The sequence below is a fragment of the Allocatelliglobosispora scoriae genome (genome assembly GCF_014204945.1).
GTDB lineage: Bacteria > Actinomycetota > Actinomycetes > Mycobacteriales > Micromonosporaceae > Allocatelliglobosispora > Allocatelliglobosispora scoriae.
Window position 1 is genome coordinate 2,588,328 of record NZ_JACHMN010000003.1, and the last position, 22,646, is coordinate 2,610,973.

General features: G+C 72.7%; 24 protein-coding genes and 1 pseudogene. 16 read left to right on the forward strand and 9 right to left on the reverse strand.

What is annotated here, in order from left to right; genetic code table 11:
* Nucleotides 1–97: 97 nt before the first annotated feature.
* Nucleotides 98–472, forward strand: coding sequence for a winged helix-turn-helix transcriptional regulator (locus F4553_RS37750; RefSeq protein WP_184846164.1), 375 nt, complete (start codon nucleotides 98–100; stop codon nucleotides 470–472).
* A gap of 250 nt (nucleotides 473–722) precedes the next feature.
* Here the strand turns inward: F4553_RS37750 and F4553_RS37755 are convergent, their stop codons facing one another.
* Entirely contained in the window at nucleotides 723–1,523 is an 801-nt protein-coding gene (locus F4553_RS37755) for an alpha/beta fold hydrolase (protein ID WP_184846166.1), read from the reverse strand.
* A gap of 203 nt (nucleotides 1,524–1,726) precedes the next feature.
* Between F4553_RS37755 and F4553_RS37760 the strand changes: the two genes are divergently transcribed.
* Genes F4553_RS37760 through F4553_RS37780 form a run of 5 tightly spaced genes read left to right on the forward strand, consistent with a single transcriptional unit; the run spans nucleotide 1,727 to nucleotide 4,048 of the window.
* Nucleotides 1,727–1,921 carry a hypothetical protein gene (locus tag F4553_RS37760; protein ID WP_184846168.1) on the forward strand — a complete coding sequence of 65 codons (195 nt, stop codon included), beginning with the start codon at nucleotides 1,727–1,729 and terminating at the stop codon, nucleotides 1,919–1,921.
* A gap of 42 nt (nucleotides 1,922–1,963) precedes the next feature.
* On the forward strand, nucleotides 1,964–2,518 hold the full coding sequence (locus F4553_RS37765) for an Asp23/Gls24 family envelope stress response protein (protein ID WP_184846170.1): 555 nt from the start codon (nucleotides 1,964–1,966) through the stop codon (nucleotides 2,516–2,518).
* Nucleotides 2,515–2,859 carry a hypothetical protein gene (locus F4553_RS37770; RefSeq protein ID WP_184846172.1) on the forward strand — a complete coding sequence of 115 codons (345 nt, stop codon included), beginning with the start codon at nucleotides 2,515–2,517 and terminating at the stop codon, nucleotides 2,857–2,859. Before F4553_RS37765 ends, F4553_RS37770 begins: the two co-directional genes overlap by 4 nt.
* On the forward strand, nucleotides 2,859–3,416 hold the full coding sequence (locus F4553_RS37775) for a DUF6286 domain-containing protein (protein WP_184846174.1): 558 nt from the start codon (nucleotides 2,859–2,861) through the stop codon (nucleotides 3,414–3,416). The genes F4553_RS37770 and F4553_RS37775 overlap by 1 nt, the downstream gene beginning before the upstream one ends.
* Nucleotides 3,413–4,048: an Asp23/Gls24 family envelope stress response protein gene (locus tag F4553_RS37780; RefSeq protein WP_184846176.1), complete on the forward strand. Its 636-nt coding sequence runs from the start codon at nucleotides 3,413–3,415 to the stop codon at nucleotides 4,046–4,048. The genes F4553_RS37775 and F4553_RS37780 overlap by 4 nt, the downstream gene beginning before the upstream one ends.
* 10 nt (nucleotides 4,049–4,058) lie before the next feature.
* Here F4553_RS37780 and F4553_RS37785 read toward each other — a convergent pair whose 3' ends face one another.
* A complete protein-coding gene (locus F4553_RS37785) occupies nucleotides 4,059–4,637 on the reverse strand; it encodes a uridine kinase family protein (protein ID WP_184846178.1) in 579 nt (192 codons plus the stop codon).
* A gap of 62 nt (nucleotides 4,638–4,699) precedes the next feature.
* Between F4553_RS37785 and F4553_RS37790 the strand changes: the two are divergent.
* The 4 genes and pseudogenes from F4553_RS37790 to F4553_RS37805 form a co-directional block, all read left to right on the forward strand.
* Nucleotides 4,700–5,425 (forward strand): annotated as a pseudogene (locus tag F4553_RS37790) (mechanosensitive ion channel family protein); the annotation flags it as partial.
* Nucleotides 5,426–5,893: 468 nt separating this feature from the next.
* Nucleotides 5,894–7,084, forward strand: coding sequence for a sensor histidine kinase (locus tag F4553_RS37795; protein WP_184846180.1), 1,191 nt, complete (start codon nucleotides 5,894–5,896; stop codon nucleotides 7,082–7,084).
* Nucleotides 7,081–7,740, forward strand: a complete 660-nt coding sequence (locus tag F4553_RS37800) for a LuxR C-terminal-related transcriptional regulator (protein ID WP_184846182.1) — start codon at nucleotides 7,081–7,083, stop codon at nucleotides 7,738–7,740. Before F4553_RS37795 ends, F4553_RS37800 begins: the two co-directional genes overlap by 4 nt.
* A 16-nt stretch (nucleotides 7,741–7,756) precedes the next feature.
* Nucleotides 7,757–8,428 (forward strand): carbohydrate-binding protein, encoded by a 672-nt coding sequence (locus F4553_RS37805; protein WP_184846184.1) that lies wholly within the window; start codon nucleotides 7,757–7,759, stop codon nucleotides 8,426–8,428.
* 59 nt (nucleotides 8,429–8,487) lie between these two features.
* Here F4553_RS37805 and F4553_RS37810 read toward each other — a convergent pair whose 3' ends face one another.
* Nucleotides 8,488–9,897: a DUF1996 domain-containing protein gene (locus tag F4553_RS37810; protein WP_246467598.1), complete on the reverse strand. Its 1,410-nt coding sequence runs from the start codon at nucleotides 9,895–9,897 to the stop codon at nucleotides 8,488–8,490.
* Between the two features lie 256 nt (nucleotides 9,898–10,153).
* On the opposite strand from F4553_RS37810, the gene F4553_RS37815 reads away from it, so the two are divergent.
* Both F4553_RS37815 and F4553_RS37820 read left to right on the forward strand, forming a co-directional pair.
* Nucleotides 10,154–11,062 (forward strand): NlpC/P60 family protein, encoded by a 909-nt coding sequence (locus tag F4553_RS37815; RefSeq protein ID WP_184846186.1) that lies wholly within the window; start codon nucleotides 10,154–10,156, stop codon nucleotides 11,060–11,062.
* 80 nt (nucleotides 11,063–11,142) lie between these two features.
* The gene (locus tag F4553_RS37820) at nucleotides 11,143–13,989 is read left to right on the forward strand and encodes an AfsR/SARP family transcriptional regulator (RefSeq protein WP_184846188.1); all 2,847 of its coding nucleotides are present in this window, start codon (nucleotides 11,143–11,145) and stop codon (nucleotides 13,987–13,989) included.
* Here F4553_RS37820 and F4553_RS37825 read toward each other — a convergent pair.
* The gene (locus tag F4553_RS37825; RefSeq protein WP_184846190.1) at nucleotides 13,952–14,686 is read right to left on the reverse strand and encodes a nucleotidyltransferase domain-containing protein; all 735 of its coding nucleotides are present in this window, start codon (nucleotides 14,684–14,686) and stop codon (nucleotides 13,952–13,954) included. The two genes, F4553_RS37820 and F4553_RS37825, sit on opposite strands and share 38 nt — an antisense overlap.
* Nucleotides 14,687–14,753: 67 nt before the next feature.
* Nucleotides 14,754–16,160 carry a pectate lyase gene (locus F4553_RS37830; RefSeq protein WP_312875544.1) on the reverse strand — a complete coding sequence of 469 codons (1,407 nt, stop codon included), beginning with the start codon at nucleotides 16,158–16,160 and terminating at the stop codon, nucleotides 14,754–14,756.
* A gap of 288 nt (nucleotides 16,161–16,448) precedes the next feature.
* Between F4553_RS37830 and F4553_RS37835 the strand changes: the two genes are divergently transcribed.
* The gene (locus F4553_RS37835; RefSeq protein WP_184846192.1) at nucleotides 16,449–17,372 is read left to right on the forward strand and encodes an NAD(P)H-binding protein; all 924 of its coding nucleotides are present in this window, start codon (nucleotides 16,449–16,451) and stop codon (nucleotides 17,370–17,372) included.
* Nucleotides 17,369–18,079, forward strand: a complete 711-nt coding sequence (locus tag F4553_RS37840) for a CPBP family intramembrane glutamic endopeptidase (protein ID WP_184846194.1) — start codon at nucleotides 17,369–17,371, stop codon at nucleotides 18,077–18,079. Before F4553_RS37835 ends, F4553_RS37840 begins: the two co-directional genes overlap by 4 nt.
* A 132-nt stretch (nucleotides 18,080–18,211) precedes the next feature.
* On the opposite strand, the gene F4553_RS37845 is transcribed toward F4553_RS37840, so the two are convergent.
* From F4553_RS37845 to F4553_RS37855, 3 genes are read right to left on the reverse strand one after another with little or no spacing between them, the layout of a single operon-like run.
* Complete coding sequence (locus tag F4553_RS37845) at nucleotides 18,212–18,721, reverse strand: PepSY domain-containing protein (protein ID WP_184846196.1); 510 nt, start codon at nucleotides 18,719–18,721, stop codon at nucleotides 18,212–18,214.
* Between the two features lie 59 nt (nucleotides 18,722–18,780).
* On the reverse strand, nucleotides 18,781–20,061 hold the full coding sequence (locus F4553_RS37850) for a sensor histidine kinase (RefSeq protein WP_184846198.1): 1,281 nt from the start codon (nucleotides 20,059–20,061) through the stop codon (nucleotides 18,781–18,783).
* A complete protein-coding gene (locus F4553_RS37855) occupies nucleotides 20,058–20,753 on the reverse strand; it encodes a response regulator transcription factor (RefSeq protein ID WP_184846200.1) in 696 nt (231 codons plus the stop codon). Before F4553_RS37855 ends, F4553_RS37850 begins: the two co-directional genes overlap by 4 nt.
* A 101-nt stretch (nucleotides 20,754–20,854) precedes the next feature.
* Here F4553_RS37855 and F4553_RS37860 point away from each other — a divergent pair, with 101 nt between their 5' ends.
* Both F4553_RS37860 and F4553_RS37865 read left to right on the forward strand, forming a co-directional pair.
* Nucleotides 20,855–21,310: a hypothetical protein gene (locus F4553_RS37860; RefSeq protein WP_184846202.1), complete on the forward strand. Its 456-nt coding sequence runs from the start codon at nucleotides 20,855–20,857 to the stop codon at nucleotides 21,308–21,310.
* Between the two features lie 241 nt (nucleotides 21,311–21,551).
* On the forward strand, nucleotides 21,552–22,136 hold the full coding sequence (locus F4553_RS37865; protein WP_184846204.1) for a TMEM165/GDT1 family protein: 585 nt from the start codon (nucleotides 21,552–21,554) through the stop codon (nucleotides 22,134–22,136).
* Nucleotides 22,137–22,194: 58 nt separating this feature from the next.
* Here the strand turns inward: F4553_RS37865 and F4553_RS37870 are convergent, their stop codons facing one another.
* Entirely contained in the window at nucleotides 22,195–22,581 is a 387-nt protein-coding gene (locus F4553_RS37870) for a winged helix-turn-helix transcriptional regulator (protein WP_184846206.1), read from the reverse strand.
* Nucleotides 22,582–22,646 lie beyond the last annotated feature (65 nt).

The following is a 22,646-nucleotide window of genomic DNA, read 5'->3' on the forward strand; positions in this document are numbered from 1 at the left end:
GCCTGCCTCCGTCGTCGGGGGGTCTGACCTCGTTGAGCAGCACGTTATGGGGCGGGATCCTGGTTACTGCAACGGTACCGGCGCTAGCCTGCGGAGCATGCCCGAGGAGCTGAATCCCGCGATGTTCGATCCGGTGTGCCCGTCCGGCGCGATGCCGTTCCAGATCGGTGACAAGTGGACGGCGATGATCGTGATCTGCCTCGAGCACGGTCCCCGGCGGTTCGGCGAGCTCAGGGTTCCGCTGCGTGCCGTGACGCCGAAGGTGCTCACCGAGACGCTGCGGGCGATGGAGCGCGACGGCCTGGTGACCCGCACCGCGTACGCCGAGAACCCGCCCCGGGTCGAGTACGCGCTGACGGACCTGGGGCGGACCCTGCTGACGCTCATCGAGGCCGCCCGGCAGTGGAGCCGCGCCCACCTCCCGGAGCTGCTCGCGGCCCGCGAAGCCCACGGCCGACCCACCGCGCCATAGCGGCACGGCAGGCCGACCGCGCTGTTCACACTGCGGGGAACGGGCCGGGAATCGGCGCGGGTTGCGGTGCCGGGGCCGGGACCGGAGGTCCGGGCTGTCCCGGCTCCGGGTTGGGTTGCGGCTCCGGCTGGGGCAGCGGGTCCGGCAGAGGACTGGGCTGCGGCATCGGGTCTGGCTGCGGAATAACCATCGGAAGTAACCGCCTTTTTGAGGTTTATCTTCAAATACCCAGATCAGCGCGTACTAATCCTCAGACGGTGAGGACCGGCGTCCGGTCGTGGCTGCGGTCCCGCTGCGGTCCCGTCGGGCACAGCGCAGCCGCCTCGGCCAGGAGCAGGGAGAACTCCTCTGGCAGCGAGTGCGGGAAGGCATGCGCGCCCGGCAGGGTGAACGAACTGCCCTGGCGCGCGAGCGCGGCCAGTCGGCGCCCCCACGGCGGCGTCGACAGGTAGTCGTGCTCGCCGCTCACGACGACCACCGGGCAGCGGACGCGGCCGATGAGCCGCTCCGGCGGGTCGGCGAGGCCGCTGCGGGCGAAGGCCGCCAGCGCGACCAGCCCCGCCCGCCCGAAGTCGGCGGCGATCGCGCCCAGGGCCGAGAGCGGGTCATGGCCGAGGGTCCGGCTCAGCGTCCCGATCAACCCCATGGGGGTACGCGCACCGGGGTCGAAGGTGACACCGGCGAGCACCAGGGACCCCACCGCGGCCGGTGCCGTCAGGGCGGCCCGCAGCATCGCCTGCCCGCCGGTCGAGTGTCCGACCAGGACCACCGGGTCGGTGGCATACCGGGCCAGCCAGGCGGCGGTCCAGTCGGCGACGGCGGCGACGTTCGGCGCGCAGCTGTCCGGGCCCCGCTGGTGGAACCCGGGCAGGTCCAGCACCACGCACCTGGTCCAGCGCGCCGTGGCGGCCTGGATCCGGTCCATCGAGCCGACGGCGCCGAGGCCCGGGACGATCACCACGGTCGGCACCCCCGGTCGGGCCTGCCCGCAGGTCGCGGCCTGGACGACACCGTCGCCGACGTCGAACGACTCGCTGATCACGTCAGGCACGTCGGCTCTCTCTCATGGGGTGGGGTGTCGCTGAGCCCATCCCCGGTCGGCCGCCGCCCGAAACCTCCGGACCGTGCCGCCATCGAAAAGGGAAGTTATCGCCCTGCGCCACCCCGCTTTACGTAATGTGAGTGTTGCTCCAATTGTCGGGGTGAGTGCTGAATCGCGGCCCGACCTGCGGGGCCGCCTGGAGAGGGGCACACGTGAGCAGTCGACAATTCGGCTTCTTCGTCGGTCTGGCCTTGGCTGTCATCTGGGCCGGGCCCGGCTTCCTGGTCATGATCGCCGCGGCTGTCGCCGGGCTCGTGGGGTACGTCGTCGCGCGAGTCGTCGACAACGACCTCGACCTGCGCGAAGCCCTGAGCAACCTCGGCAGCGGTGCCGCCAGGCAGCGCTGATCCGCACCGAACGCCACTGCTACCTAACGGGGGAAACCAGACATGACCAGCCCAGCCGAGCTCAAGAACGACGAGAAGACCGCCGACAAGCCGCGCGACGACGGGCGCGGCAACGGCGATCCGCGAGCGGCGACGCCCAACGGCGTGGCCGCCCGCCGCAACGCGCCGCCGCTGCCGGACAAGGCGGGCGTCTCGCTCGTGACCGACACCGGCAAAACCAAGATCGCGGACAGCGTGGTCGCCAAGATCGCCGGCCTCGCCGCCCGCGACATCCCCGGCGTCTACTCGATGGGCACCGGCATGGCCCGCCGGGTCGGGCAGCTCCGCTCGCTCATCCCCGGCAGCAACGATCCCGCGTCGGGGGCGAGCCAGGGCGTCAGCGTCGAGGTCGGCGAGAAGGAGGCCGCCATCGATCTCGACGTGGTCACCTGGTACGGCCAGAGCATCGTCGAGGTGACCGGCGCCGTGCGCGAACACGTCATCGACCAGGTCGAGAACATGACCGGGCTGAAGGTCGTCGAGGTCAACATCAGCGTCGGCGACATCCAGGTCGAGGCCGAGCAGCCCGCACCGGCCGTTGAGGCACGCGTCCAGTGACGGCGAGCCGTTTCGAGGTCGCCAGGGCCGTGGCCGACGCCGTCGCAGCCCTGCCGCAGGTCGCCCGCCTCACCGCGGGCGGCCTGCACGGCCACGGCGTCGAGGTCGCCACTCTGATCCCGGGCGGCCGGGTCGTCGGCGTGCTCGGGGACGCCGACGCCGTCCGGGTGCAGATCGTCGCGGCCCGGCTTCCGCTGCAGCCGGTCATCGCCGCGGTCACGGCCGCCGCCGCGGAGGTCCTCCGCCGGTACGCCGACGACCGGCCGGTGGAGGTCTTCGTCGCCGATGTCAGCGACGAAGCGCTGCGTGCCCTCATCGCACCGGTGCCGGTGGAGGTGTGATGCGACTCGTCAACCGGATCGCCTCGTCGGTCCTCGGGCTCGCCCTGATCGGCGGTGGACTGCTCGCCGCGGTCGAGGCGGTCCTCGCCTTCGCGGGCCGGGCACCCGTGCTGCCGCTGCGGCAGTGGTACGCGCGGCTCGTCGACACCGAATACACCGACCGCTGGGTGCTGCTGATCGCGATCGGCATCGGCCTGCTCGGGCTCGTCATCCTGATCGCGCAGCTCCGCCCGCAGCGTCCGGACCGGTTCCGCCTCGGGCCGGTGGCCACCGACGACGCCACCCGCTGGAGCATGCAGCGGCACTCACTGGAGCAGCAGGTGGCGGCAGCGGTGACGGGCGTATCGGGAGTCGGTGCCGCCCACGTCGAGGTCGCGGGCAAGGAGACGGACTGGTCCGTCCGCGTCCGCGCCACCGGCCGCCCCGATCAGCGCGACTCCGTCCAGAGCGCCGCCCGGGCCGCGCTCGGCCGCCTCGACGCGCCGCCGACCGTGGGGCTGCGGATCGACCTGCGCGAACCCCGGATCGAGCGGCGCGAACCCAGGAGGGTGTCATGAACACCGGCAACCGCGTACTGTGGATCTTGATCGGTCTCGTGCTCACCGCCGTCGGTGTCCTCGGGGCGCTGATCAGCCTGGACCGGCTGCCCCGCACCTACCCCGATCAGCCGCTGCTCTGGCCGGGCCTGCTGGAGCAGTGGCGGGCACGGCAGGGGTGGGCCACCGCCGCCGTCGTCGCGCTCGGGCTCGTCGCGGCGGTGCTCGGCTTCTGGCTGCTGCGCGTGCAGCTGCGGCCGCAGGGCAAGCGCCACCTGCCGGACCTCGTCTTCGGCGAGCCCGCGCAGCACCGGCCGGATGCGGCCCCGGTCGCGGCCGAACCCACCGCCGCGGCGGCCGGGGTCACCGAGGTGCGCTACCGCGCCATCGCCGACTCCCTCGCCGCCGACCTGCGGCGCCAGCAGTCCGTCCACAAGGCGAGCGTGCTGCTGACCGGCCATGCCGAGGCACCGGAGCTGCGGTTGAACCTCACCGCCCGGCCGGGAACCGATCTCGCCACGCTGCGCCGGGGAGTGGACACGGCGCTCGTGCGCTTCACCACCACGACCGGCATCACCGCGTCGTCGGTCCTGGTCGACACCCGCGTCGAGACTCCGGCGGCCGTCGCCGCCGACACGAGCCGGGTGCACTGACCGCCTCCGGTCACGTCCCGGCGGTCATCGTGAAGGCCGACGTGTCCACGATCACGTCGGCCCGGTCGCGCGTGCCGTCGGCGGCGAAGAACTCGTCCTCCTCGCGCATCCACCGCTCCCACAGCTCCGCCTTACCGTCATGGGTGCTGTCCCGCGCCAGGCCCCGGGCCAGCCGGAGCTCGGCGGGTGCTTCGACCCAGATCGCGTACGCGAGCCGGCCCACCGTCTCCCGCCGGGTGCAGGTGACGCCCTCCACGATGACCGTCGGCGACCACGGCTGGGTCTTCCATCCGCCCAGCGACGACCCGTACCAATCGGACCAGTCTCTGACCTGGTAGTGAGCGTCCTGGGCGGACAGCAGCGGGGTGAGGACCTGGGAGTCGAAGCGCGGCCACCAGCCGGCGAAGCAGTCCCAGGAGACGAAGTCGTCGATCTCGATGATCGGCGCGGTCAGCGCGGCCGACAGCCGGGCGGCGAGGAAGCTCTTCCCGGACCCGCTCGGGCCGTCGACACCGATGACGCGGATGCCGTCGACCGGGGCTCGCCGGGCGGCGTCGGCGATGATCGTGTCCAGCGGTCGGTGGGTCATCGCACCGAGGTTACGCACGGCGGAGGGTTTCGTCGCCCGAGTTCCGGGCAGTGGTGAGGGGAATTGCCCTCACACTGAAAGGAGCCGGCGTGGATATCGACAGCGTCGTCACCGACACCCTGCGATCGATCGCACTCTTCCTGCCCAAGGCACTGGGATTCGTCGCCATCCTCGTGGTCGGCTGGCTCACCGCCCGAGCGCTGCGGATGCTGGCGGCGAAGTTCCTGGAACGGATCGGCTTCGACCGGCTCGTCGAGCGCGGCGGCCTCAGCTCGGCACTGGCCCACACCCGCGTCGACGCCTCCGACCTCGTCGCCAAGCTCGTCTTCTACGCGGTGCTGCTCTTCACGCTGCAGCTGGCGTTCGGCATCTGGGGACCCAACCCGGTCTCGGACCTGATCTACTCGATCGTGACGTGGCTGCCGAAGGCCTTCGTCGCGATCGTCATCGTGGTGATCGCGGCCGCCATCGGCTCCTGGGTCCGCGACCTCATCGCCGGCGCCCTGGCGGGGCTGTCCTATGGGCGGCTGCTGGCGCGGTTGGCCTGGGTCTTCATCATCGGGCTCGGGATCATCGCGGCGCTGAACCAGATCGACGTCGCGACGACCGTGACCACCCCGATCCTCATCGCGGTGCTCGCCACCATCGGCGGCATCCTCATCGTGGGTGTCGGCGGCGGACTCGTCCGGCCCATGCAGGGCCGCTGGGAGGAGTGGCTGCAGCGCGCGCAGCAGGAGTCGTCGACCGTCGCCGAGCACGCCCGCGCCTACGCCGCCGAGCAGGCCGAGGCCGCTGCGATGGCGGTGCCGGCCGAGCGGGTCTCCGCCTCCGCCGCGGTGCCGACCCAGCCCGCGGTGCCGACCCAGTACCGCAGCGCGTCGGTGCCCGTGCCGACCCCTGCGCCGACCCCGGCTGCGTCGGCTCCGGAGTCGGCGATGGCGGCACCGACCCAGCAGCTGCGCAAGCCCGGCCGGAAGCCCACGCGTACGGCCGAGGCGACCCGGCCGATGGAGACCGACGCCGTGCGGCCGACGGGCGGCGGTGAACCGGCAGCCGGTGGCGCCTCGACCTCCGAGGAGTAGCGGCACCGGGGCGGTCCGGACGGATTCGTCCGTCCGGACCGCCGGTCCCGCATACCTTGACAAGCACCGATGGCTGACCCATGATTCGTCCAGAGAGCGCTCTCCAGCTTGATCGCTCTAGCCGGACACCTCGCGGACGGCGGGAGCCCGCACCGCGACACCGAGGTGGTCCGAGTGTCTGACGCAACGGCACAGCTCAACCAGGTCGTGGCGGCCGCCGCGGTCGCCCGCTCGGTCCTGCTGGGCCGAGCCGCCGTCACGATGACCGCCACCGCCGTCGGCCTGCGCCTGCGGGCCGACCCGTATCCGCAGCTCACCGCACTCGCCCTGGTCGCCGTCGTGACGGCCGTCGCGCTGGCCGTGCTCAACCACGACCCGCACGTCGTGCGCCACCCGCTGCCGATCCTCGCCCTGGATTTCGCCGCCGCGCTCGGCCTGCTCGCCGTCGGCCACGGCGACGTGGCCTACTTCTGCTACGCCGTGGGCGCCTGTGCGCTCGGCGGTGTCCTGACCGGACCGTGGGCGCTGCTGCCCGCCGCGCCGCACGCAGCCGTCGGCTACCTCGCCGCCGCCGACGTGCTCGACGCGGCCGACGCCTCCGTGCGGCTCGCCGGGTTCGTGCTCGCCTTCCCGACCGCGGGGCTGCTCGCCGCGGCGGGAGCGGCCGCGATCACCACCGGGGTCGCCCGCCACCTGCGGCTCTCCGTCGAGCTCGTCGCCGCGGCACAGCGTTCGGCAGCCGCGTCCGAGCGGGCCCGGCTCGCCCGCGAGCTGCACGACTCGGTGGCCGCGACGCTGCGCGGCGTGTCGTTCGCGGCCGTGGCCCTGCCGTCGTCGCTGCGGCGCCACCCGGCCCTGGCGCAGCGGCTCGCCGACACCGTCTCGCAGGGCGCGTCCGCCGCCGTCGCACAGGCCCGCGACCTGCTCGACGGGCTGCGCCTGGACCGGCCCGACGAGGAGTTCGCCGGTGTCATCGACGGCATGTGCCGGCAGTGGTCGAAGGACTGCGGCGTGCCGGTGGTGGTGCGCGCCGACCACGCCGACCCGCCGGTGGCGGTGCGCTACGAGCTGTGCCGGATCCTGCAGGAGGCGCTGCGCAACACCGCTCAGCACGCGAAGGCCGACCAGGTCGACGTCGTCATGGGCGCGGCGGGCGGCCAGCTGCGGATGCGGATCAGCGACGACGGGGACGGTTTCCGGATGCCCGCCGACGCCGCCGAGCTGCGCGAGGACGGCCACCTCGGCGTCGTCGGCATGATCGAGCGGGCGCGTCTGCTCGGCGGCACGCTGCGCCTCGCCTCCCGGCCGGGGTCGGGGACCGTCATCGACGTGGCCGTGCCGTTGCCGGTCGGGACCGCGCCATGATCGACGTACTCGTCGTCGACGACAACCCCATCGTCCGGTCCGCGCTGCGCGGCGTCCTGGACGCCACCGAGGATGTCCGGGTCACCGCCGAGGCCCGCGACGGCCGGGAGGCGATCGTCACGGCGCGACTGGTCCAGCCGGCGGTGACGCTGCTCGACCACCGCATGCCCGTCGCCGACGGGCTCTCCGTCCTCACCGAGCTGACCGTCCACACCAGCGTCATCGCTCTCACCAGCGACGCCGATCCCGAGCTCATCGGCCGGATGCTGCGCGGCGGCGCCCGCGGCTACCTCGTCCACGGCGAGTTCGACCCCCGCGAGCTGCACCGCGCGATCCTCGCCGTCGCCGCGGGCCACGGCTGGCTCTCCCCGGGCGCCGCCGCCGTCGCCACGGCGAGCGTACGCGAGCAGGCCCGGCGGGAGACGGTCCAGCGCGATCTCGCCGAGCGCCAGCGGCACACCCGCGCCCACTACCGCCTGACCCACCGGGAGCAGGACGTCCTGGCGCTGCTCGCCGAAGGGCTCTCCAACGCGGCGATCGCCCACCGGCTGCTGCTCACCGAGAAGACCGTCAAGAACCACCTGCAGCACATCTTCGCCAAGCTGCGGGTCACCAGCCGCACGGAAGCGGTCCTGCGCTGGACCGGCCACATCTGAGGAGGGGGTCTGCGCCATGCCCGGGACCTGGAACGGCCGTGCGGCGGGCTGGGCGGCGCTCGCCGTGGCGGTCGCGGCCGCCGTCATCGTGGTCCCGCCCCTGGTGCTGCCGGAGCCCGGACAGCCTCCGGCGCGGTCACTGCCGTCGCCGTCCACAGTGGTGGGTGCTGTGCCCGCGCCCTCGCTGCCGGTCTCCAAGCCGCCGTCGCGGGCGGCGTCGGCGTCGGCGGTCGCGACCAGGACACCGGTGGCCACCCGGACACCGGTCGCGGTGCCGTCCCCGCCCGCCCCGACCCGGTCCGGTCCCGCGTTCCCGACCACGCGGGTCCACGCCGCCGATCCGGCGAACATCCGCGAGGGAGCGCGGATCATCGAGTGCGCCACCTGCGCGGGCGGTCGGCGGGTGGGGTATATCGGCGGACCGAACATCCTGGCGATTCCGGTGAGCGGCGTACGCGCGGCGGGGACGAGGACGCTGACGATCACCTACGAGACCGAGCAGCCCCGGACACTGATGATCTCCGTCAGCGGCGGCCCGGTCCGGGAGCTGTCGTTGTCGGGAGCGGGCAGCTGGCTGATCCCGGCCACGGTCTCCGTCACGGTCTTCATCCCGGCCGGGACGAGCTGGATCAAGTTCTTCAACAGCGCGGGCGACGCGCCCGACATCAACCAGATCGCGGTGAGCTGAGGCTGCGATGGTGCCGCTCCGCCGTCGTCCCTCCGGCGGAGCGGCCGATCATGCGGCCGTCAGAACTGGCCGGCGGTGTTGCACTTCGCCTTCTGCACGATGCAGTTCTTCACCCGGTGGCCCAGGGCGGCGTTGTCCCAGGCGTTGAAGAAGTCGCCGTGCATCGACGAGGCCATCCCGGAGGCGAGGGTGAAGCCGTCCACGCTGCCCGGGGTGGGGTAGGCGATGACGAAGGAGACCGACGGGATCGCCACCGGGTAGGCGCCGGTGCAGGTTCCGGTGTAGGAGTAGGCGAGGTGAGACTTGTGGTTGGGGCTGTCCAGGTGCTGGCCGTCCCAGCAGTCCGGGAAGACGAGCTGGAAGAGCAGGCTCGCGCCCGGTGCGCAGCGCGGCCAGTTGCCGTCGGCGCTGCGGCCGATCTCGCCGCCGGGACCAGCGCAGTAGAACTGGTTGACCGAGCCCGCCGGGGTCGGCGTCTGCAGGCTCGCGGTCCCGGCGATCATCCGGAATCCCAGCGGGAACGGGACCGTGGCCGCGGAGTCGGCGAGCCGGGATCCGTAGTAGACGATCACGGCTTTCGGCTCGACCGCCACGCCGCGCTCGAAGAGCGTGGGCACCCAGTAGGCCGACAGGTCCTGGGCCGGTCCGCAGCTCGTGCCCGGGTTGGCGAGCAGGGACGCGAGGGTGGTGTTCGCGTTGGTGCTGCGGTTGCCGATGAAGCTGTGCATGTGCGACGCACCGGCCAGGCCGGGGAAGACGATGGGGTCGTCCGGCTTGGAGTGGCTGTAGGTGCAGGACGCGTTGAACTCCGGCACCCGGACGGCGTTGGGCGGTGCGGGGTCCATCGCCATCGCCCGGAACGCGGCGAGCTGCGCCGCCCATGCCGCCTGGTCGACGTCGACCCAGCCGGTCGCGGCGGAGGTGCTGGGCGAGGGCGTCGCTCCGGTGGCGAACGAGAACCAGTTGATGTTGACGAAGTTGGCGCCGGTGGTGTTGCGCATGACGGCGAAGACCGTCTGCTGCCCGGTGGGGTGGGTGGCGGCGGTGGCGGTCCTGGTCGTCCAGGCCTGCCAACCGCCCGTCGAGGTGATCGCGAACTGGGCCAGCACTGGTCCCGTGACCGAGCCCGTACGCAGCTCGACGACGCCGGTGCCGGCCGTGTCCGCCGACGCGATCCGGGCACCGACGGTGAGCGTCCCGGCCGGGCCGAGATCGACGCCGTCATAGCGCAGCCAGTCCCCGGTGGCGAGGTAGCCGACGTTCTGCCCGCCGCCGGTGTCGACGGTCGTCTCGACCTGCGCACCGGACTGGGCGGCGAACGACTCCGCCTGCACGACGAGGTCGAGGGCGGCCGCCGTCGACGGGATCATCGCGGCGGTGGCGGTGGTGAGCGCGATCGCCACCAGGGAGCTGAGGAGCATGACCTGACGCCGGGGGCGGTGCGCGGTCGGGCGTGAGCCGAATGACATGGAAGACCTCCTGATGGGGCAGCACAGGATGAGTCGGCGGGCCGGGACCTCCCGCCGGGCCCGTACGGATCGGGAGGGACGGTGATCGATCCATTGCGGGCGTTTTTCACCGTAGCCACCGCGCCGCCCCGGCACATGAGGCCAAGGCCTCAGCCCGCGGCCCGATTCGCGGGCAGCGTGCTCGACGTATGCCGAACGTATGACCGGGCCACCGCATCGTTGTGGCGTTCCCCCTCCTAGCGGAAGGCAGAGCGTCATGTCAGTACTGCGTCGCATCGGTGCCGTGGCAGCCGCGGCTGTCCTCGGCGCCACCCTGTGCGCCCCGGCCGCCAACGCGGATTGGACCTTCTACCGCACCGACCCCCACGTCATCGCCTGCTGGCAGAAGGTCAACGCCTACGGCGGCGTCTACCAGGTGAGCAACGGACTGCTCAACGGGACCGGGGGTTACCACACCGCCCAGGTGCAGACCTACCGGCCCGGAGCGGGCGTCATCGCCGACCAGGTCTACACCTCGGCGCCCGGTGAGTGGAAGCTCGGCGCGCTCGCCCACGTGGCCCTGGTCCCCAACGACAGCTTCCTCTACTACCTCGACGGCGGCCAGGCGGTGAACATCCCGGCCAACGGCATCCCGTACTACATGAACCACTGCAAGGTGAAGGAGTCGCCGTCGGCGAAGGTACGCCTGGCGATCAGCTACGGCCTGGCCCAGCTCGACTCGGTCTACGTGGGCTGCTACGGCGGCAACTACCGGCACGGGGTCGTTCCGACCAGCGACAAGTACCACGACGGCCGCAAGTGCGGTCAGTCGCGCGTCTACTACCAGCCCGCCGGCGTCAAGGGCTTCGACTGCTCCGGGCTGGTGATGGAGATGTACAAGGCCGCCGGGGTGCCGTTCACCTGGGACGGCTCGGACCTCATCCGGGGCGGGGTGCCGCAGGTCCCGAAGTCGCAGATCCAGGTCGGCGACCTTCTCGCGAAGTCCGGCCACGTCGCCTTCTACCTCGGTGACGGCGACGGCGACGGGGTGGCGTCCGTGCTGGAGGCGACCCCCAAGACCTACAACGCCGACGGCACCTGGACCGGCGTGGTGATCAGCGACGCGACGGGCTACCTGAACGACGGCGCCTACACCGCCCACCGGGTGCCGGGAGCGGGAATCTGATCCGCCGGGAGCCCCGACGGCACCGGCGGCGGGCTCCCGCATTCCCCATCGTCGATGCCATCCGCTGTACGATGCGGACGATGATCGACCACGGTGGTGAATGCGTCTTTCGCATCCTCGGGCCGGTGCAGGTGCAGGCGGCCGACGGGTCGGTGACGTTCGCCCGGCGGCAGCAGCGGGATCTGCTCGCGCTGCTGCTGTTGCGGGCCGACCAGGTGATGCCGGTCGATCACATCGTGGACGCCATGTGGGGCGCGGATGTCCCCCGCACGGCGAGCCTCCAGATCAAGAACATGGTCTCCGGGCTGCGGTCCGCGCTGACCGAGGGCACCTCGCGGTTGGCCACCGTGGACTGGCAACCGGCGGGATACCGGATCCGCATCCGCCACGGGCAGCTCGACCTCGCGGTCTTCACCGGACTCGTGGCGCGGTCGCGGACGGCGCCGGCGGCCGAGGCGATCCCGCTGCTGCGCCAGGCCGTCGGACTGTGGCGCGGGCGGCAGGCGCTGGCGGGCGTACGCGCGGTCTTCGCCGACGATGCGCGTACCCACCTGGAGGAGCGACGGACCGACGCGCTGGAGGCGCTCTTCGCCGCGGAGCTCGACACCGCCAACCACGCGGCCGTCATCGCGCCGCTCGCCGAGGCCGTGACCGAGCACCCCACCCGCGAGCGCCTCGTCGCCCAGCTGATGACGGCGCTGCACCGCAGCGGCCGGACCTCCGACGCGCTCGGCGCCTATCAGCGCGCCAGGCGCGTTCTCATCGACGACTACGCGCTGGAGCCCGGCCCGCAGCTGCGGCACCTGGAGCGCCAGATCCTCCAGGGCGACCCGGCCGTGGACGCACCGGCCGCGCGAGCGGCGGTGGCGCTGCCGAGGCGATCGTCGCTGCCGGTCCCCGCGCAGCTCCCGCCCGACGTGCGCGGCTTCGCCGGGCGCGCGGCGGAGCTCGCGCTGCTCGACGCTCTGGTCGATGACGCCGACCAGGCCGGAGCCGTCGTGATCTCGGTGCTGATGGGCAGTGCCGGGGTTGGCAAGACATCCCTCGCGATCCACTGGGCGCACCGGGCCGCCCACCGGTTCCCCGACGGCCAGCTCTATGTGAACCTGGCCGGCTTCGAGGCGGACGCGGTGCCGATGGCGCCCGGCGAGGCGGTCCGGGGCTTCCTGGAAGCGCTCGCCGTGCCGCCGGAGCGGATCCCCACCGGCCTGCACGCCCAGGCCGCGCTCTACCGCAGCCTCGCCGCCGGCCGGCGGATGCTGGTCCTGCTCGACAACGCCGTCAGCGCCGAGCAGGTCCGCCCGCTGCTGCCGGGCGCCACCGGCTGTCTGGTGCTCGTGACGAGCCGCAACCGGTTGACCAGCCTCGTCGTGGCGGAGGGAGCCCATCCGGTGACGCTGGACCTGCTCACCGACGCCGAGGCGCGAGACCTGCTGGTCGCGCGGCTCGGTGCGGCCCGGGTCCGCGCCGACGAGCGCGCGGTCGAACGCATCGCCGACCGCTGCGCCCGGCTCCCGCTGGCACTCGCGGTCGTCGCCGCTCGCGCCGCGATCCACCCCGCAATTCCGCTGGGTACGCTGGCCGCGCAGCTCGCCGAGGCGAACGCCCTCGGTGCGCTGGCCGGCCAGGACCCGGGTGCCGATGTCCGGGCGGTCTTCTCGTGGTCCTACCAGCGCCTCGGCCACGACGCGGCGGGCGTGTTCCGCCGACTCGGCCTCCATCCCGGCCCCGAGATCGCGATCTCGGCCGCGGCGAGCCTGGTCGGGATGCCGGTGGAGTCCGTCGACCCGCTGCTCACCGAGCTGACCAACGCCCACCTGATCGCCGAGGCCGGACCGGGCCGGTTCGTCCTGCACGATCTGCTCCGGGCTTACGCGGCCGAGCTCTCCGCCACCGCGGATCCCGCCCTCGGCCGCCGGGCCGCGGTGCGCCGCCTGCTCGACCACTATCTGCACACCGCCGACCGGGCGGCTCGGCGGCTCTATCCGCACCGCTACCAGATCCGGCTGCTCGCCACCGATCCGGACGTCACCGTCGACACCGTCGGGGACCGCGATCAGGCGCTGGCCTGGTTCGGCGGCGCGCACCGGGTCCTCGTCGCGGCCGTGGAGCTGGCCGCGGCCGAGGACCTGGGCGACCATGCCTGGCAGCTCGCCGCGACGATCGGGACCTTCGCCGACCGGCGGGGCCACTGGGACGACTGGATCAGCGCCCTGCGGACCGCGCTCGCCACGGCGGAGCGCCTCGGCGGCACGATCGGGCAGGCCCATGCCCACAGCGGACTCGGGTTGGCCCGCAGCCGCCTGCGCCGGTACGCCGAGGCCCACGACCACCTGGACCGGGCGCTGACCCTCTTCGCCGAGCTCGACGACGGCCTCGGCGCCGCCTACACGCACCTGCGGATGAGCGCGGTCTGCGAGGGCATGGGCCGACCCGGCGACGCGCTCGCCCACTCCCGGCAGGCCCGCCGGCTCTACGGCGTCGTCGGCCACCGCGAGGGGGTGGCGCAGGCGCTCAACAACATCGGGTGGTACCTCGCCCAGCTCGGCAGCGACCGTGCGGCGATCAGCCACTGCGAGCAGGCGCTGGCACTGCACCGGGAGCTGGGGGATCGGCAGGGGACCGCGCACACGCTCGACAGCCTCGGCTACGTGCACCACCGGCTCGGCGACTTCGACCGGGCGGCGGCGTACTACCGGGAGTCCGCGACGATGCTCCGCGAGTCGGGGGACCGGTCGCACGAGGCGTTCGCGCTCACCCATCTCGGCGACGCCCACGGCGCGGCCGGGCATCGGGAGCAGGCGCTCGACGCGTGGGCGGCGGCCCAGCGGATCTTCGACGAGCTGCGCCACCCGGAGGCGGACCAGGTCGCGGCGAAGATCCGCGAGCTCAGGCGTCGAGGGCCGCGTCCAGCGCCATCCGGGTGAAGCGGACCGCGTCGCGCCGTCGGGTGAACGGGTTGCGGTAGGTGCCGGGCTGCCCGGACCGGTGGGCGAGGGCATCGGTGACGATGCGGTGCCAGCGACTGTCGTAGGTGGACAGCGCGAACTCCCCGGCTCCGGTCTTGGAGGTGATGCGGCCGGTCCGCAGCGTGTGGTGCAGCCGGGGGATGCCGAGGACGCCCCACGCGGCGGCACCGCGATGGAGCAGGCTCCACGAGGCGCCGTCGACCCAGCCGGTCCAGTAGCCGCGCAGGTTCTCGCGCTGGTAGGACAGGAGCGCGTCGGTCGAGTCCCACACCGCGAGGGCCGACGGCGGCGGGCCGTGGGCGACGACGGCGTGGTGCGCGAGCGTGTGCCACGTGACGGGGTTGTGCTCGAACGTGCCGGCCCGGTGCAGCCGGTGCGCGCGGGCGTAGGGGGTGGGGCCGATGGCGAGCGGCCCGGCGGCCAGCTCGTCGCGGGTCACGTAGATGCCGTCGAGGTGGGGGCCGCCGAGAGCCCGGTGGACCGCGCCGAGCCGGGCGAACGCGTCGTCCGACAGCGGCGCGCCGACGACGGCGACGAAGTCGATGTCGCTGATGCCTGCGCGGTAGTCGCCGAGGGCAGCCGAGCCGTGGAGGTAGAGCCCGTCGATGAGGTCTGCGGCCTGGCCGAGGTAGCGGTCGACGGTCTCCGAGAACATCCGGCCACCCTATGACAGGCGGCAGCGCGCCGTGGTGCCCCGCACCGCGGGGAACCACGGCTGCCGACTACTGCCAGGTGATGTCGGCGGTGCTGTAGAAGCAGTTCACGCCGTCGGCTCCGCTGCCGATGTGGGTGGGTTCGCTGCCCTTCGGTACGCCCTTGTACTTGTCGCAGATGATCGTGCTGTGCGACGGGTCGCCCAGGACCGTGATCCGGGTGAAGCGGGCCGTGTCGCCCCAGTTGGTGTTGATCCCGGCGACGATGTCGGTGCCGGTCACCCGGACGTTGTCGATGACCACGTGCCGCTGGTAGGAGTTGGTGCAGTTGCCGCACGCCCGGTAGAGCTTGCCGATGTCCTCGGTGTAGAAGCCGCTGATGTGCACCGTGCCGGGACCGTTGTGCTGGAAGACCTTGTCCGAGGCGTGGCGGGCACCGCCGCCGATGACGTAGTAGTTGCTGCCGCCGAGGAAGGTCGCCGCGTCCTCGCCCACGTCCTCCCACCAGACGTTCTGGATGGTGCAGTCGCCGAGGCAGTGGATGCCGTCGCCGGCGGGAGCTCCGAGGATGACGTTCTTGATGGTGGCGCCGGGAGCGAGCTCGAAGACCGGGTCCTGGCTCTCGCCCTGACCGCCGTCGCCGATGCAGCAGTAGCGCTTCATGCCGCCGTCGAAGACCCCGCTGACCGGGATCGTGCCGTTGTTGACCGGTGCCTGTCCGGTCGGGGTGGGCCAGCTCGTGGACGGCGGGCTGGAGCTCGCCGACGGGCTGGGCCGGGGGGAGGCGCTCGCCGACGGGGTGGGACCCGAGGTCGCGCTCGCGCTCGGGCTGGGCGGCGTGGTGGTGCCGGTGGTGACGACCACGGTGTCATAGGAGGCCGTGCTGTAGGCGGTCTGCAGCCCGATGCGGCCGGTGGCGGTGAGGCTGGAGCTGGCGGAGGCGACCTGCGCGCCGTTGACGAGGCCGCGGATGGTGCTGCCGTTGGCCTCGATGGCGAGCGTGTAGTAGGTCCCCGTGGCGGTGCTGCGGCTCGCGGAGCCGAGCACGGTGACGGCCCCGCTGTTGACGGCCTGGAGCTGCACGGTGTTGCCGGGCAGCAGGGCCAGCCGGAAGAACGTCGTCGAGCCGGTCGACCGGGCCAGCAGGGCGACGAAACCACCGCTGCCGTAGCTCAGCGGCTTGACCGACGCGCTGACGGTGTAGTTGGTCCAGCTCGTCGAGCCGGCGAACTGGCGGGCGTTGTCGGTGGTGGCCTTGGTCTGGCGCAGGGCCTTGGAGCCGTCGGTCACCACCGACCAGTCGCCACCGGACTTCGACCAGCCGTCGGCGTTGCCGTCCTCGAAGTCGTCACTGAACACCGTCGCCGCGAAGGCGTTCTGTCCGAGGACGACAGAGGCGGCGGTCACGGCGATGACGGCGCCGATGACGAGGGGTAACAGCCGTAGCCATGGATGGGGGAGCGTGCGAGTTCCCACAGGAACCTCCGGGTCGGGAACGGGCCATGTCGTTGGGCGACGACAAGGGGCGTGCCGCCGGGACGACGGCGAGCCGCGGGTACGGCCACCGGCGAACCGGCGCTTGGAAAGCGCATTCCGTAGGCGACCGTAACCCCGCCGCTCCCGACGGTCAACCGGCAATTATCGATGTCAGGGGGCTGCCGTGAGAGCTAGGGGAACGGCGAACGGGCCGGCGCCGCCTCGACGCCTACGCGGCATCCGTCCGATAGGCGCATAGATGCCCGGGCAGCGGGGCAGGATAGGGGTATGGCGAAGACAGTGCTCGTGACAGGCGCGTCCGGATTCATCGGCTCCCACCTGACGTCGGCGCTGACCGAGGCGGGTTACCACGTCCGGGCGATGACCCGGCACCCCGAGACCTACACCGGGCCGGGAGAGCCGGTCGCCGGTGACATCGCCGACCGGGACAGCCTGGACCCGGCACTCGCCGGGGTCGACGTCGCCTACTACCTGGTGCACTCGCTGGGCTCCGACGACTTCGAGGAGCGCGACGCGCAGGGTGCCCGCAACTTCGCGGCCGCCTGCTCCCAGGCCGGGGTCGAGCGGATCATCTACCTCGGCGGGCTGGGTGTCGACGACGGCGAGCTGTCGGAGCACCTGCGGTCCCGGCGCGAGGTCGAGCACCTGCTCGCCGAGGGCGACTGCCCGGTGACGGTGCTTCGGGCCGCCGTGGTGATCGGGCACGGCGGCATCTCCTGGGAGCTCATCCGCCAGCTCGTCGACCACCTTCCGGCGATGGTCACCCCGAAGTGGGTCAACACCCGTACGCAGCCGATCGCCCTGCCCGACGTGGTGCGCTACCTCGTCGGCGTGCTCGAACCGGTCGAGGCCCGGGGCCGGGTCTTCGAGATCGGCGGTCCGGACGTGCTGCGCTACATCGACATGCTGACCCGGGTCGCCGCCGTGCACGGCAAATCCCTGCCCTACCTCACCGTGCCGGTGCTGACGCCGCGGCTCTCCTCGGCCTGGCTCGCCCTCGTCACCGATGTCGACCTCGCCACCGCCCGCAACCTCGTCGACTCGATGACCAACGAGGTGATCGTCCGCGACGGAAACGCCATCGCCGAGATCGTCCCGGGGCCGACCATCGGCTACGAGGAAGCGGTGTGCCTGGCGATCGCCGAGCGGAACCGATCCCGACCGGATCCGCTGGTCAGCGGCGCCCGATGAGGGCGGCGATCGCCCGGCTGCGACTGCTGCTGGCGCCGTCGCTGATCGACATGGTGCCGCGCGACCACGCCCAGACCGGCGCGGCCTTCCGGCGCCGCCGGGTGGTGGTCGTCGTGACCCTCGTCCTCGGTGCGGTGCTGCTCGGCGTCTCGCTCTCCACCCAGCCCGGCGACTCGTCGTTCTATCTGCGCACCATCGTCCTCGCGCTCACCTGGGCCGTGGGCGGGCTGCTCTCCGGACCGCTGCACCTGGGCTACCTGACGTTCCGGGGCGGATTGCGGCGACCGCTGATCACCCCGGTCGCGACGGGGCTGCTCATCGGCGGGGTGTTCCTCGTCGGCGCGCTGGTCGTGCGCGAGATCCCGCCGCTGAACGCCTACGTCGTCGACGTGCTGGACCACGCCTACCAGGGCGACATGGTGCCGATCGCGACGGTGACGGTGATCAACGCCGTGGCCGAGGAGATCTTCTTCCGGGGCGCCCTCTTCGCCGCCATCGGCCGGGTCCATCCGGTGCTGATCTCGACGGTGATCTACGCGCTGGTCACGATCGCGACCGGCAACCCGATGCTGGTCTTCGCCGCCGTCACCCTGGGGTTCGTGCTGGCGCTGCAGCGGCGGTCCTCCGGCGGCATCCTGGCCCCGATCCTCACTCACGTCACCTGGTCGCTGGTGATGCTGTTCGCCCTGACCCCGCTCTTCGACTGAGCGCGCCCCACGCCGTGGTGGTCACACCCTCCTCAGCGAGAACGGTGTGACCACCACGGCGCGCCGACCCTGAGGACCACCTCTTCAAGAGGGGGTCCTCAGGGTCAGCGCGCCGATCCTGACCGAGCGCTGTCAGTGGCGCCCCGAGCCGCCGCGGCCGCCGTCGGACCCGCCGTGATCGTCATCCGAGCCGCCGTGATCATCCGAGCCGCCGTGACCCCCGTGGTCGTCGGCCGACCGGGACGGGCTCGGCGTACCGGCGGCGCCGCCCGACCGCTCCATCCGGATGAGGGCCCCGGTCACGGCGTCCAGGCTGACCTCGAACCGGCCGCCCGGAGCGGTCAGATGGACCTTCCACACGCCGTCGCGCAACCGGATCTCGGTGACCGACCCGCCGGGAACGGCGACCAGCGCGAGCCGCCGCGCCTCAGCCGCACCGATCGCGCCGCGCCCGGCCGCAACCGAGGCCGACCCGGACGGCGAAGCCGGCGCCGAGACCGGCGGCATAGCCGAAGCCGACGCGGACGGGAATCCCGATGCGCTCGCCGACGGGCCGGGGGTGTCGCTGGACGCGGCTGCCACCGCACCGATCGCGAGCGCCGCCGCGGTGGCGGCGACTCCTACTGCCAGAAGCTTTCGCATGATGTGGCTCCTCCTGTGTCGTCTAGGAGGAGATTCGCCGATGGTGCGATAGCGGCGCGCTACGGCGACCCTAACGGCGGGATAAGGGGAAGCTCGACGGTGACGACCGCGCCGTGCGGGTCCGCGTCGCCGAGGACGAGCCGCCCGCCGCTGCGCCGGGCGGTCTGCTCCGCGATGTCGAGGCCGAGGCCCGTGGAGCCGGCGCCGCTGACGCCGCGTCGGACCGGTGTGCCGCCGACGAACCCCGGCCCCCGGTCCGCCACGACCAGCACCGCCCCGTCCGGCCCGGCGGTCAGCCGGACGCTGAAGCCGGTGCCGTCGGGGGTGTGGCTGAAGACGTTGCCGAGCAGCGCGTCCAGGCACGCCGCGAGGTCGGCCGGGGCGACGCGGACGGGCAGCGGGCCGGGCGCGAGGTCGACGCGCATCGACCGGTCCTGATCCTCGGCGAGGACCTGCCAGAACGCCGCCCGCTGCGCGACGACCGCGGCGGCGTCGCAGCTGCCCGGCTCGGCGCCACGGCGGCGGACGTCGTCGATGACGGCGGTGACCGCCCGGTCGAGCGCGTCGACGTGGGCGCCGAGCCGTTCGGCGTCGTCGGGGTCGGCGAGCGCCTCCGCGTCCAGGCGCAGGGCCGTCAGCGGGGTACGCAACCGGTGTGACACGTCGGCGACGGCCTCGCGTTCGGCGACCACGAGGTGCTGGATCCGTCCGGCGAGGTGGTTGAGCGCACCGGCGACGGCGCGTATCTCCGGCGGTCCCGAGGGCGGCACCCGGGTGTCGAGGTCGCCTCCGGCGAGCCGGTGGGACACGTCGGCGAGGCCGGTGATCTCCCCGACCAGGGTCCGGGCGAGCCGGTCGGCGACGACGATGCCGATGCCGATGAGCACGACGCCGAGCAGCGCCAGGATCAGCCAGGCCCGGTGGACGCCCCGGCTGAGCGCGGTGTCGGGGACGACGGTGCGGATGACGGCGGTGCCGGCGGGCTGCCCGACGGCGATGAGGATCTCCCGCCCGTCGGGGCGTTCGACGGTGATGCTGTTGCCGAGGGCGGCGAGGCGCACCCCGTTGGTGGGCGGTGCCTGCTCGCCGACGACCGTGCCGTCGGGGAGGTAGACGGTGACGGGCTGCCCGGACCGGGCGGCGGTCTCGTCGACGGCGAGGGTGAGGGCGGTCCGGTCGCCGGTGGCGACCACGGGGACGAGCGCCTGCGCCTCGATGGTGGCACGGGATGCCGCCTGGTCGGCGGCGGCGCTGCGGATGAGCAGGGCCAACGGCAGCAGGAAGGCGAGCAGCACCAGGGTGGTGGTGGCGGTGACGAGCAGCGCCAGGCGCCGTCTCATGGCGTACCCCCGGGTGGTGCGCTGAGCCGGACCCCGACGCGGCGTACGGTGTGCAGGTAGCGCGGTTCCTGCGCGGTCTCGCCGAGCTTGCGGCGCAGCCACGACAGGTGCACGTCGACGGTCTTGTCGCCGCCGGACCAGGGCAGCCGCCAGACATCGGTGAGCAGGTCGTGCTTGCTGACGACGGTGTCGGCCCGGACGGCGAGGTAGTGCAGCAGGTCGAACTCGCGCGGGGTCAGATCCAGGGGGTTCCCGGCGAGGGAGGCCTGCCGGGACGCGGGGTCGATGCGCAGGTCGCCGACGACCACGGCGGCGGTGGCGACCTCGTCGCCCGGCAGCCGGCGCAGCACCGCGCGGATGCGGGCGTCGAGCTGGGCCCCGCCGAAGGGCTTGACGATGTAGTCGTCGGCACCGGCGTCGAGCGCGCGGACGATCTCGGCCTCGTCGCTGCGGGCGGTGATCACGAGGATCGGGATCGGGCTGATCGCCCGGAGCATGCGCAGCAGCTCCCGGCCGTCGAGGTCGGGCAGGCCCAGGTCGAGCAGGATCACGTCGGGTTGCTCGGCGACGACGAGCCGCAGCCCCTCCATCGCGGTCCCGGCCGACGCGACCGCGTGGCCGCGCTGGGTGAGGGCCCGGATCGCGGCCGTTCGGATGGTGGCGTCGTCCTCCACGATCAGCACCTTCGGCATGCGGGAACGGTAGCCGACCGCGCGGCGTCCGTCGCCCCGGCGGGACGCACCATAGCCCGGCCTTATCCTGCCGTTAACCATCGGCGGGGCATAGTGGTCGGGTGCGCAGACGAACGGTGGCGGTAGCCGGAGGGTGGCTGGTGGCGGCGGTGGCCGCGACGGCGCTCGGTGTGGCGGGCATCGACTCGCTCGGCGCCGGGCTGCTCGGCGGAGGCGGAGCGGCGGGCGAGCGGCCGCTCACCTCCGCCGAGGTCGACCGGCTGCTGGCGGCCGAGACCGCCGCCCCGTCGGTGTCGCCGTCCGCAGCGCCGTCGCCGCCGTCCGGAGCCGCCGTCCGGTCGCTCTCCACCGGGGGCGGGGTCGTGCACGCGAGCTGCGCGGGCGGCCTGGTGTCGCTCACCTCGTGGAGCCCGGCGCAGGGCTACCGGGTCGACGACGCGGAGCGGGGCCCGGCCGCCGAGGTCCGGGTCAAGTTCAAGCGCGGCAAGGATGAGCTGCGGGTCTTCGTGACCTGCGTCGGCGGTGTCCCGACCGCGCGGTCCGTCGCGCACGGCTGACCGCGCGCGGCCGCGTGGCGCTGATCACGTCGGCGGGTACGCCGCCGGCCGCTCCCGGTAGAGTCGCCACCGCGAGGGGGAGTAGTCCCGAACGTGGTGGTCGACATACTGGTGCGCTCGCGTGCCCGGCTGCCCGGCCCTGGTTTTCGACAGGGCGGACGAGACCTTCGACTCAGGCAGATGATGCCGGGTCGAGGTCGTCGTGCCCCCACCCGGTGAAGGTTCCCGGGAGGGCACACAGATGACAGGCTTCCTCGCCGCGTCGGCGATCAGCTTCGGCGTGATCTTCGTAGCGGAGCTCGGCGACAAATCCCAGCTCATGGCGATGACGTTCGCGACCCGCTACCGGACGGTCACGGTGCTGACCGGCATCACGATCGCCACGGCCCTGGTCCACCTCGTCTCGGTCGGTGTCGGGGTGTGGCTCGGCGCCGCCCTGCCCACCGGCCCGATCGGGCTCGTCGCTGGCGTCGCGTTCCTCGTCTTCGGTGCGTGGACGCTGCGCGGCGACTCGCTGACGGAGGAGGAGAAGTCCAAGGCGCAGCGGACCGGCCGGTCGGCGCTGTGGGCGGTCGGCGGCGCGTTCTTCCTCGCCGAACTCGGCGACAAGACGATGCTCGCCACGATCACCCTCGCGACGCAGCACGGGTGGTTCGGCACCTGGATCGGTTCCACGGTCGGCATGGTGGCCGCGGACGCGCTCGCCATCGTCGTCGGCCGGCTGCTCGGCAGGAACCTCCCCGAGAAGGCGATCAAGTACGGGGCGGCGGCGCTCTTCGCGGTCTTCGGCGTCTGGCTGATCATCGACGCGATCGGGCAGTTCTGATGCCCTCACCGCTGCCGTGTCGGTCCGGTCGTCGAGGCGGCGCTGGAGGAGCACCGGCTCAGCCTCGGGTGACGGTCCGCGCCTGGTAGGTCGCCCGGCTCGCCTCGATGTGCGGCACGTGCTCGATGGCCCAGCCGGCCAGGGCGAGCGCGGGTGCGATGAGGCTCTTGCCGGTGGTGGTCAGCGCGTACTCCACCCGGGGCGGGACCTCGGCGTAGACGGTTCGGGACACGAGTCCGTCGCGTTCGAGGTTGCGCAGTGTCAGGGTCAGCATGCGCTGGGAGATCCCGGGTATCTGCTGGTGCAGGTCGGTGAAGCGCAGCGTGCCCTGGTCCAGGGTCGCCACGATCAGCAGGGTCCATTTGTTGCAGATCTGATCGAGGATGGCCCGGATCGTCCGCCCGCCGTCGCCTCGGATCATGCAGGTGTGCTCGTACTCCGACATGACAGCTCCCTGTGCCTCACGTACACGCGTGTGCCTTTTGTAGGCCGCTCAATGGTGACGCATCA

Excerpts from the sequence above, each read along its gene's own strand:
- F4553_RS37750 (WP_184846164.1), top strand. The coding sequence starts at position 98 with ATGCCCGAGGAGCTGAATCCCGCGATGTTCGATCCGGTGTGCCCGTCC.
- F4553_RS37765 (WP_184846170.1), top strand. The coding sequence starts at position 1,964 with ATGACCAGCCCAGCCGAGCTCAAGAACGACGAGAAGACCGCCGACAAG.
- F4553_RS37775 (WP_184846174.1), top strand. The coding sequence starts at position 2,859 with ATGCGACTCGTCAACCGGATCGCCTCGTCGGTCCTCGGGCTCGCCCTG.
- F4553_RS37780 (WP_184846176.1), top strand. The coding sequence starts at position 3,413 with ATGAACACCGGCAACCGCGTACTGTGGATCTTGATCGGTCTCGTGCTC.
- F4553_RS37785 (WP_184846178.1), bottom strand. The coding sequence starts at position 4,637 with ATGACCCACCGACCGCTGGACACGATCATCGCCGACGCCGCCCGGCGA.
- F4553_RS37800 (WP_184846182.1), top strand. The coding sequence starts at position 7,081 with ATGATCGACGTACTCGTCGTCGACGACAACCCCATCGTCCGGTCCGCG.
- F4553_RS37805 (WP_184846184.1), top strand. The coding sequence starts at position 7,757 with ATGCCCGGGACCTGGAACGGCCGTGCGGCGGGCTGGGCGGCGCTCGCC.
- F4553_RS37810 (WP_246467598.1), bottom strand. The coding sequence starts at position 9,897 with ATGTCATTCGGCTCACGCCCGACCGCGCACCGCCCCCGGCGTCAGGTC.
- F4553_RS37815 (WP_184846186.1), top strand. The coding sequence starts at position 10,154 with ATGTCAGTACTGCGTCGCATCGGTGCCGTGGCAGCCGCGGCTGTCCTC.
- F4553_RS37820 (WP_184846188.1), top strand. The coding sequence starts at position 11,143 with ATGATCGACCACGGTGGTGAATGCGTCTTTCGCATCCTCGGGCCGGTG.
- F4553_RS37825 (WP_184846190.1), bottom strand. The coding sequence starts at position 14,686 with ATGTTCTCGGAGACCGTCGACCGCTACCTCGGCCAGGCCGCAGACCTC.
- F4553_RS37835 (WP_184846192.1), top strand. The coding sequence starts at position 16,449 with ATGGCGAAGACAGTGCTCGTGACAGGCGCGTCCGGATTCATCGGCTCC.
- F4553_RS37840 (WP_184846194.1), top strand. The coding sequence starts at position 17,369 with ATGAGGGCGGCGATCGCCCGGCTGCGACTGCTGCTGGCGCCGTCGCTG.
- F4553_RS37845 (WP_184846196.1), bottom strand. The coding sequence starts at position 18,721 with ATGCGAAAGCTTCTGGCAGTAGGAGTCGCCGCCACCGCGGCGGCGCTC.
- F4553_RS37850 (WP_184846198.1), bottom strand. The coding sequence starts at position 20,061 with ATGAGACGGCGCCTGGCGCTGCTCGTCACCGCCACCACCACCCTGGTG.
- F4553_RS37855 (WP_184846200.1), bottom strand. The coding sequence starts at position 20,753 with ATGCCGAAGGTGCTGATCGTGGAGGACGACGCCACCATCCGAACGGCC.
- F4553_RS37865 (WP_184846204.1), top strand. The coding sequence starts at position 21,552 with ATGACAGGCTTCCTCGCCGCGTCGGCGATCAGCTTCGGCGTGATCTTC.
- F4553_RS37870 (WP_184846206.1), bottom strand. The coding sequence starts at position 22,581 with ATGTCGGAGTACGAGCACACCTGCATGATCCGAGGCGACGGCGGGCGG.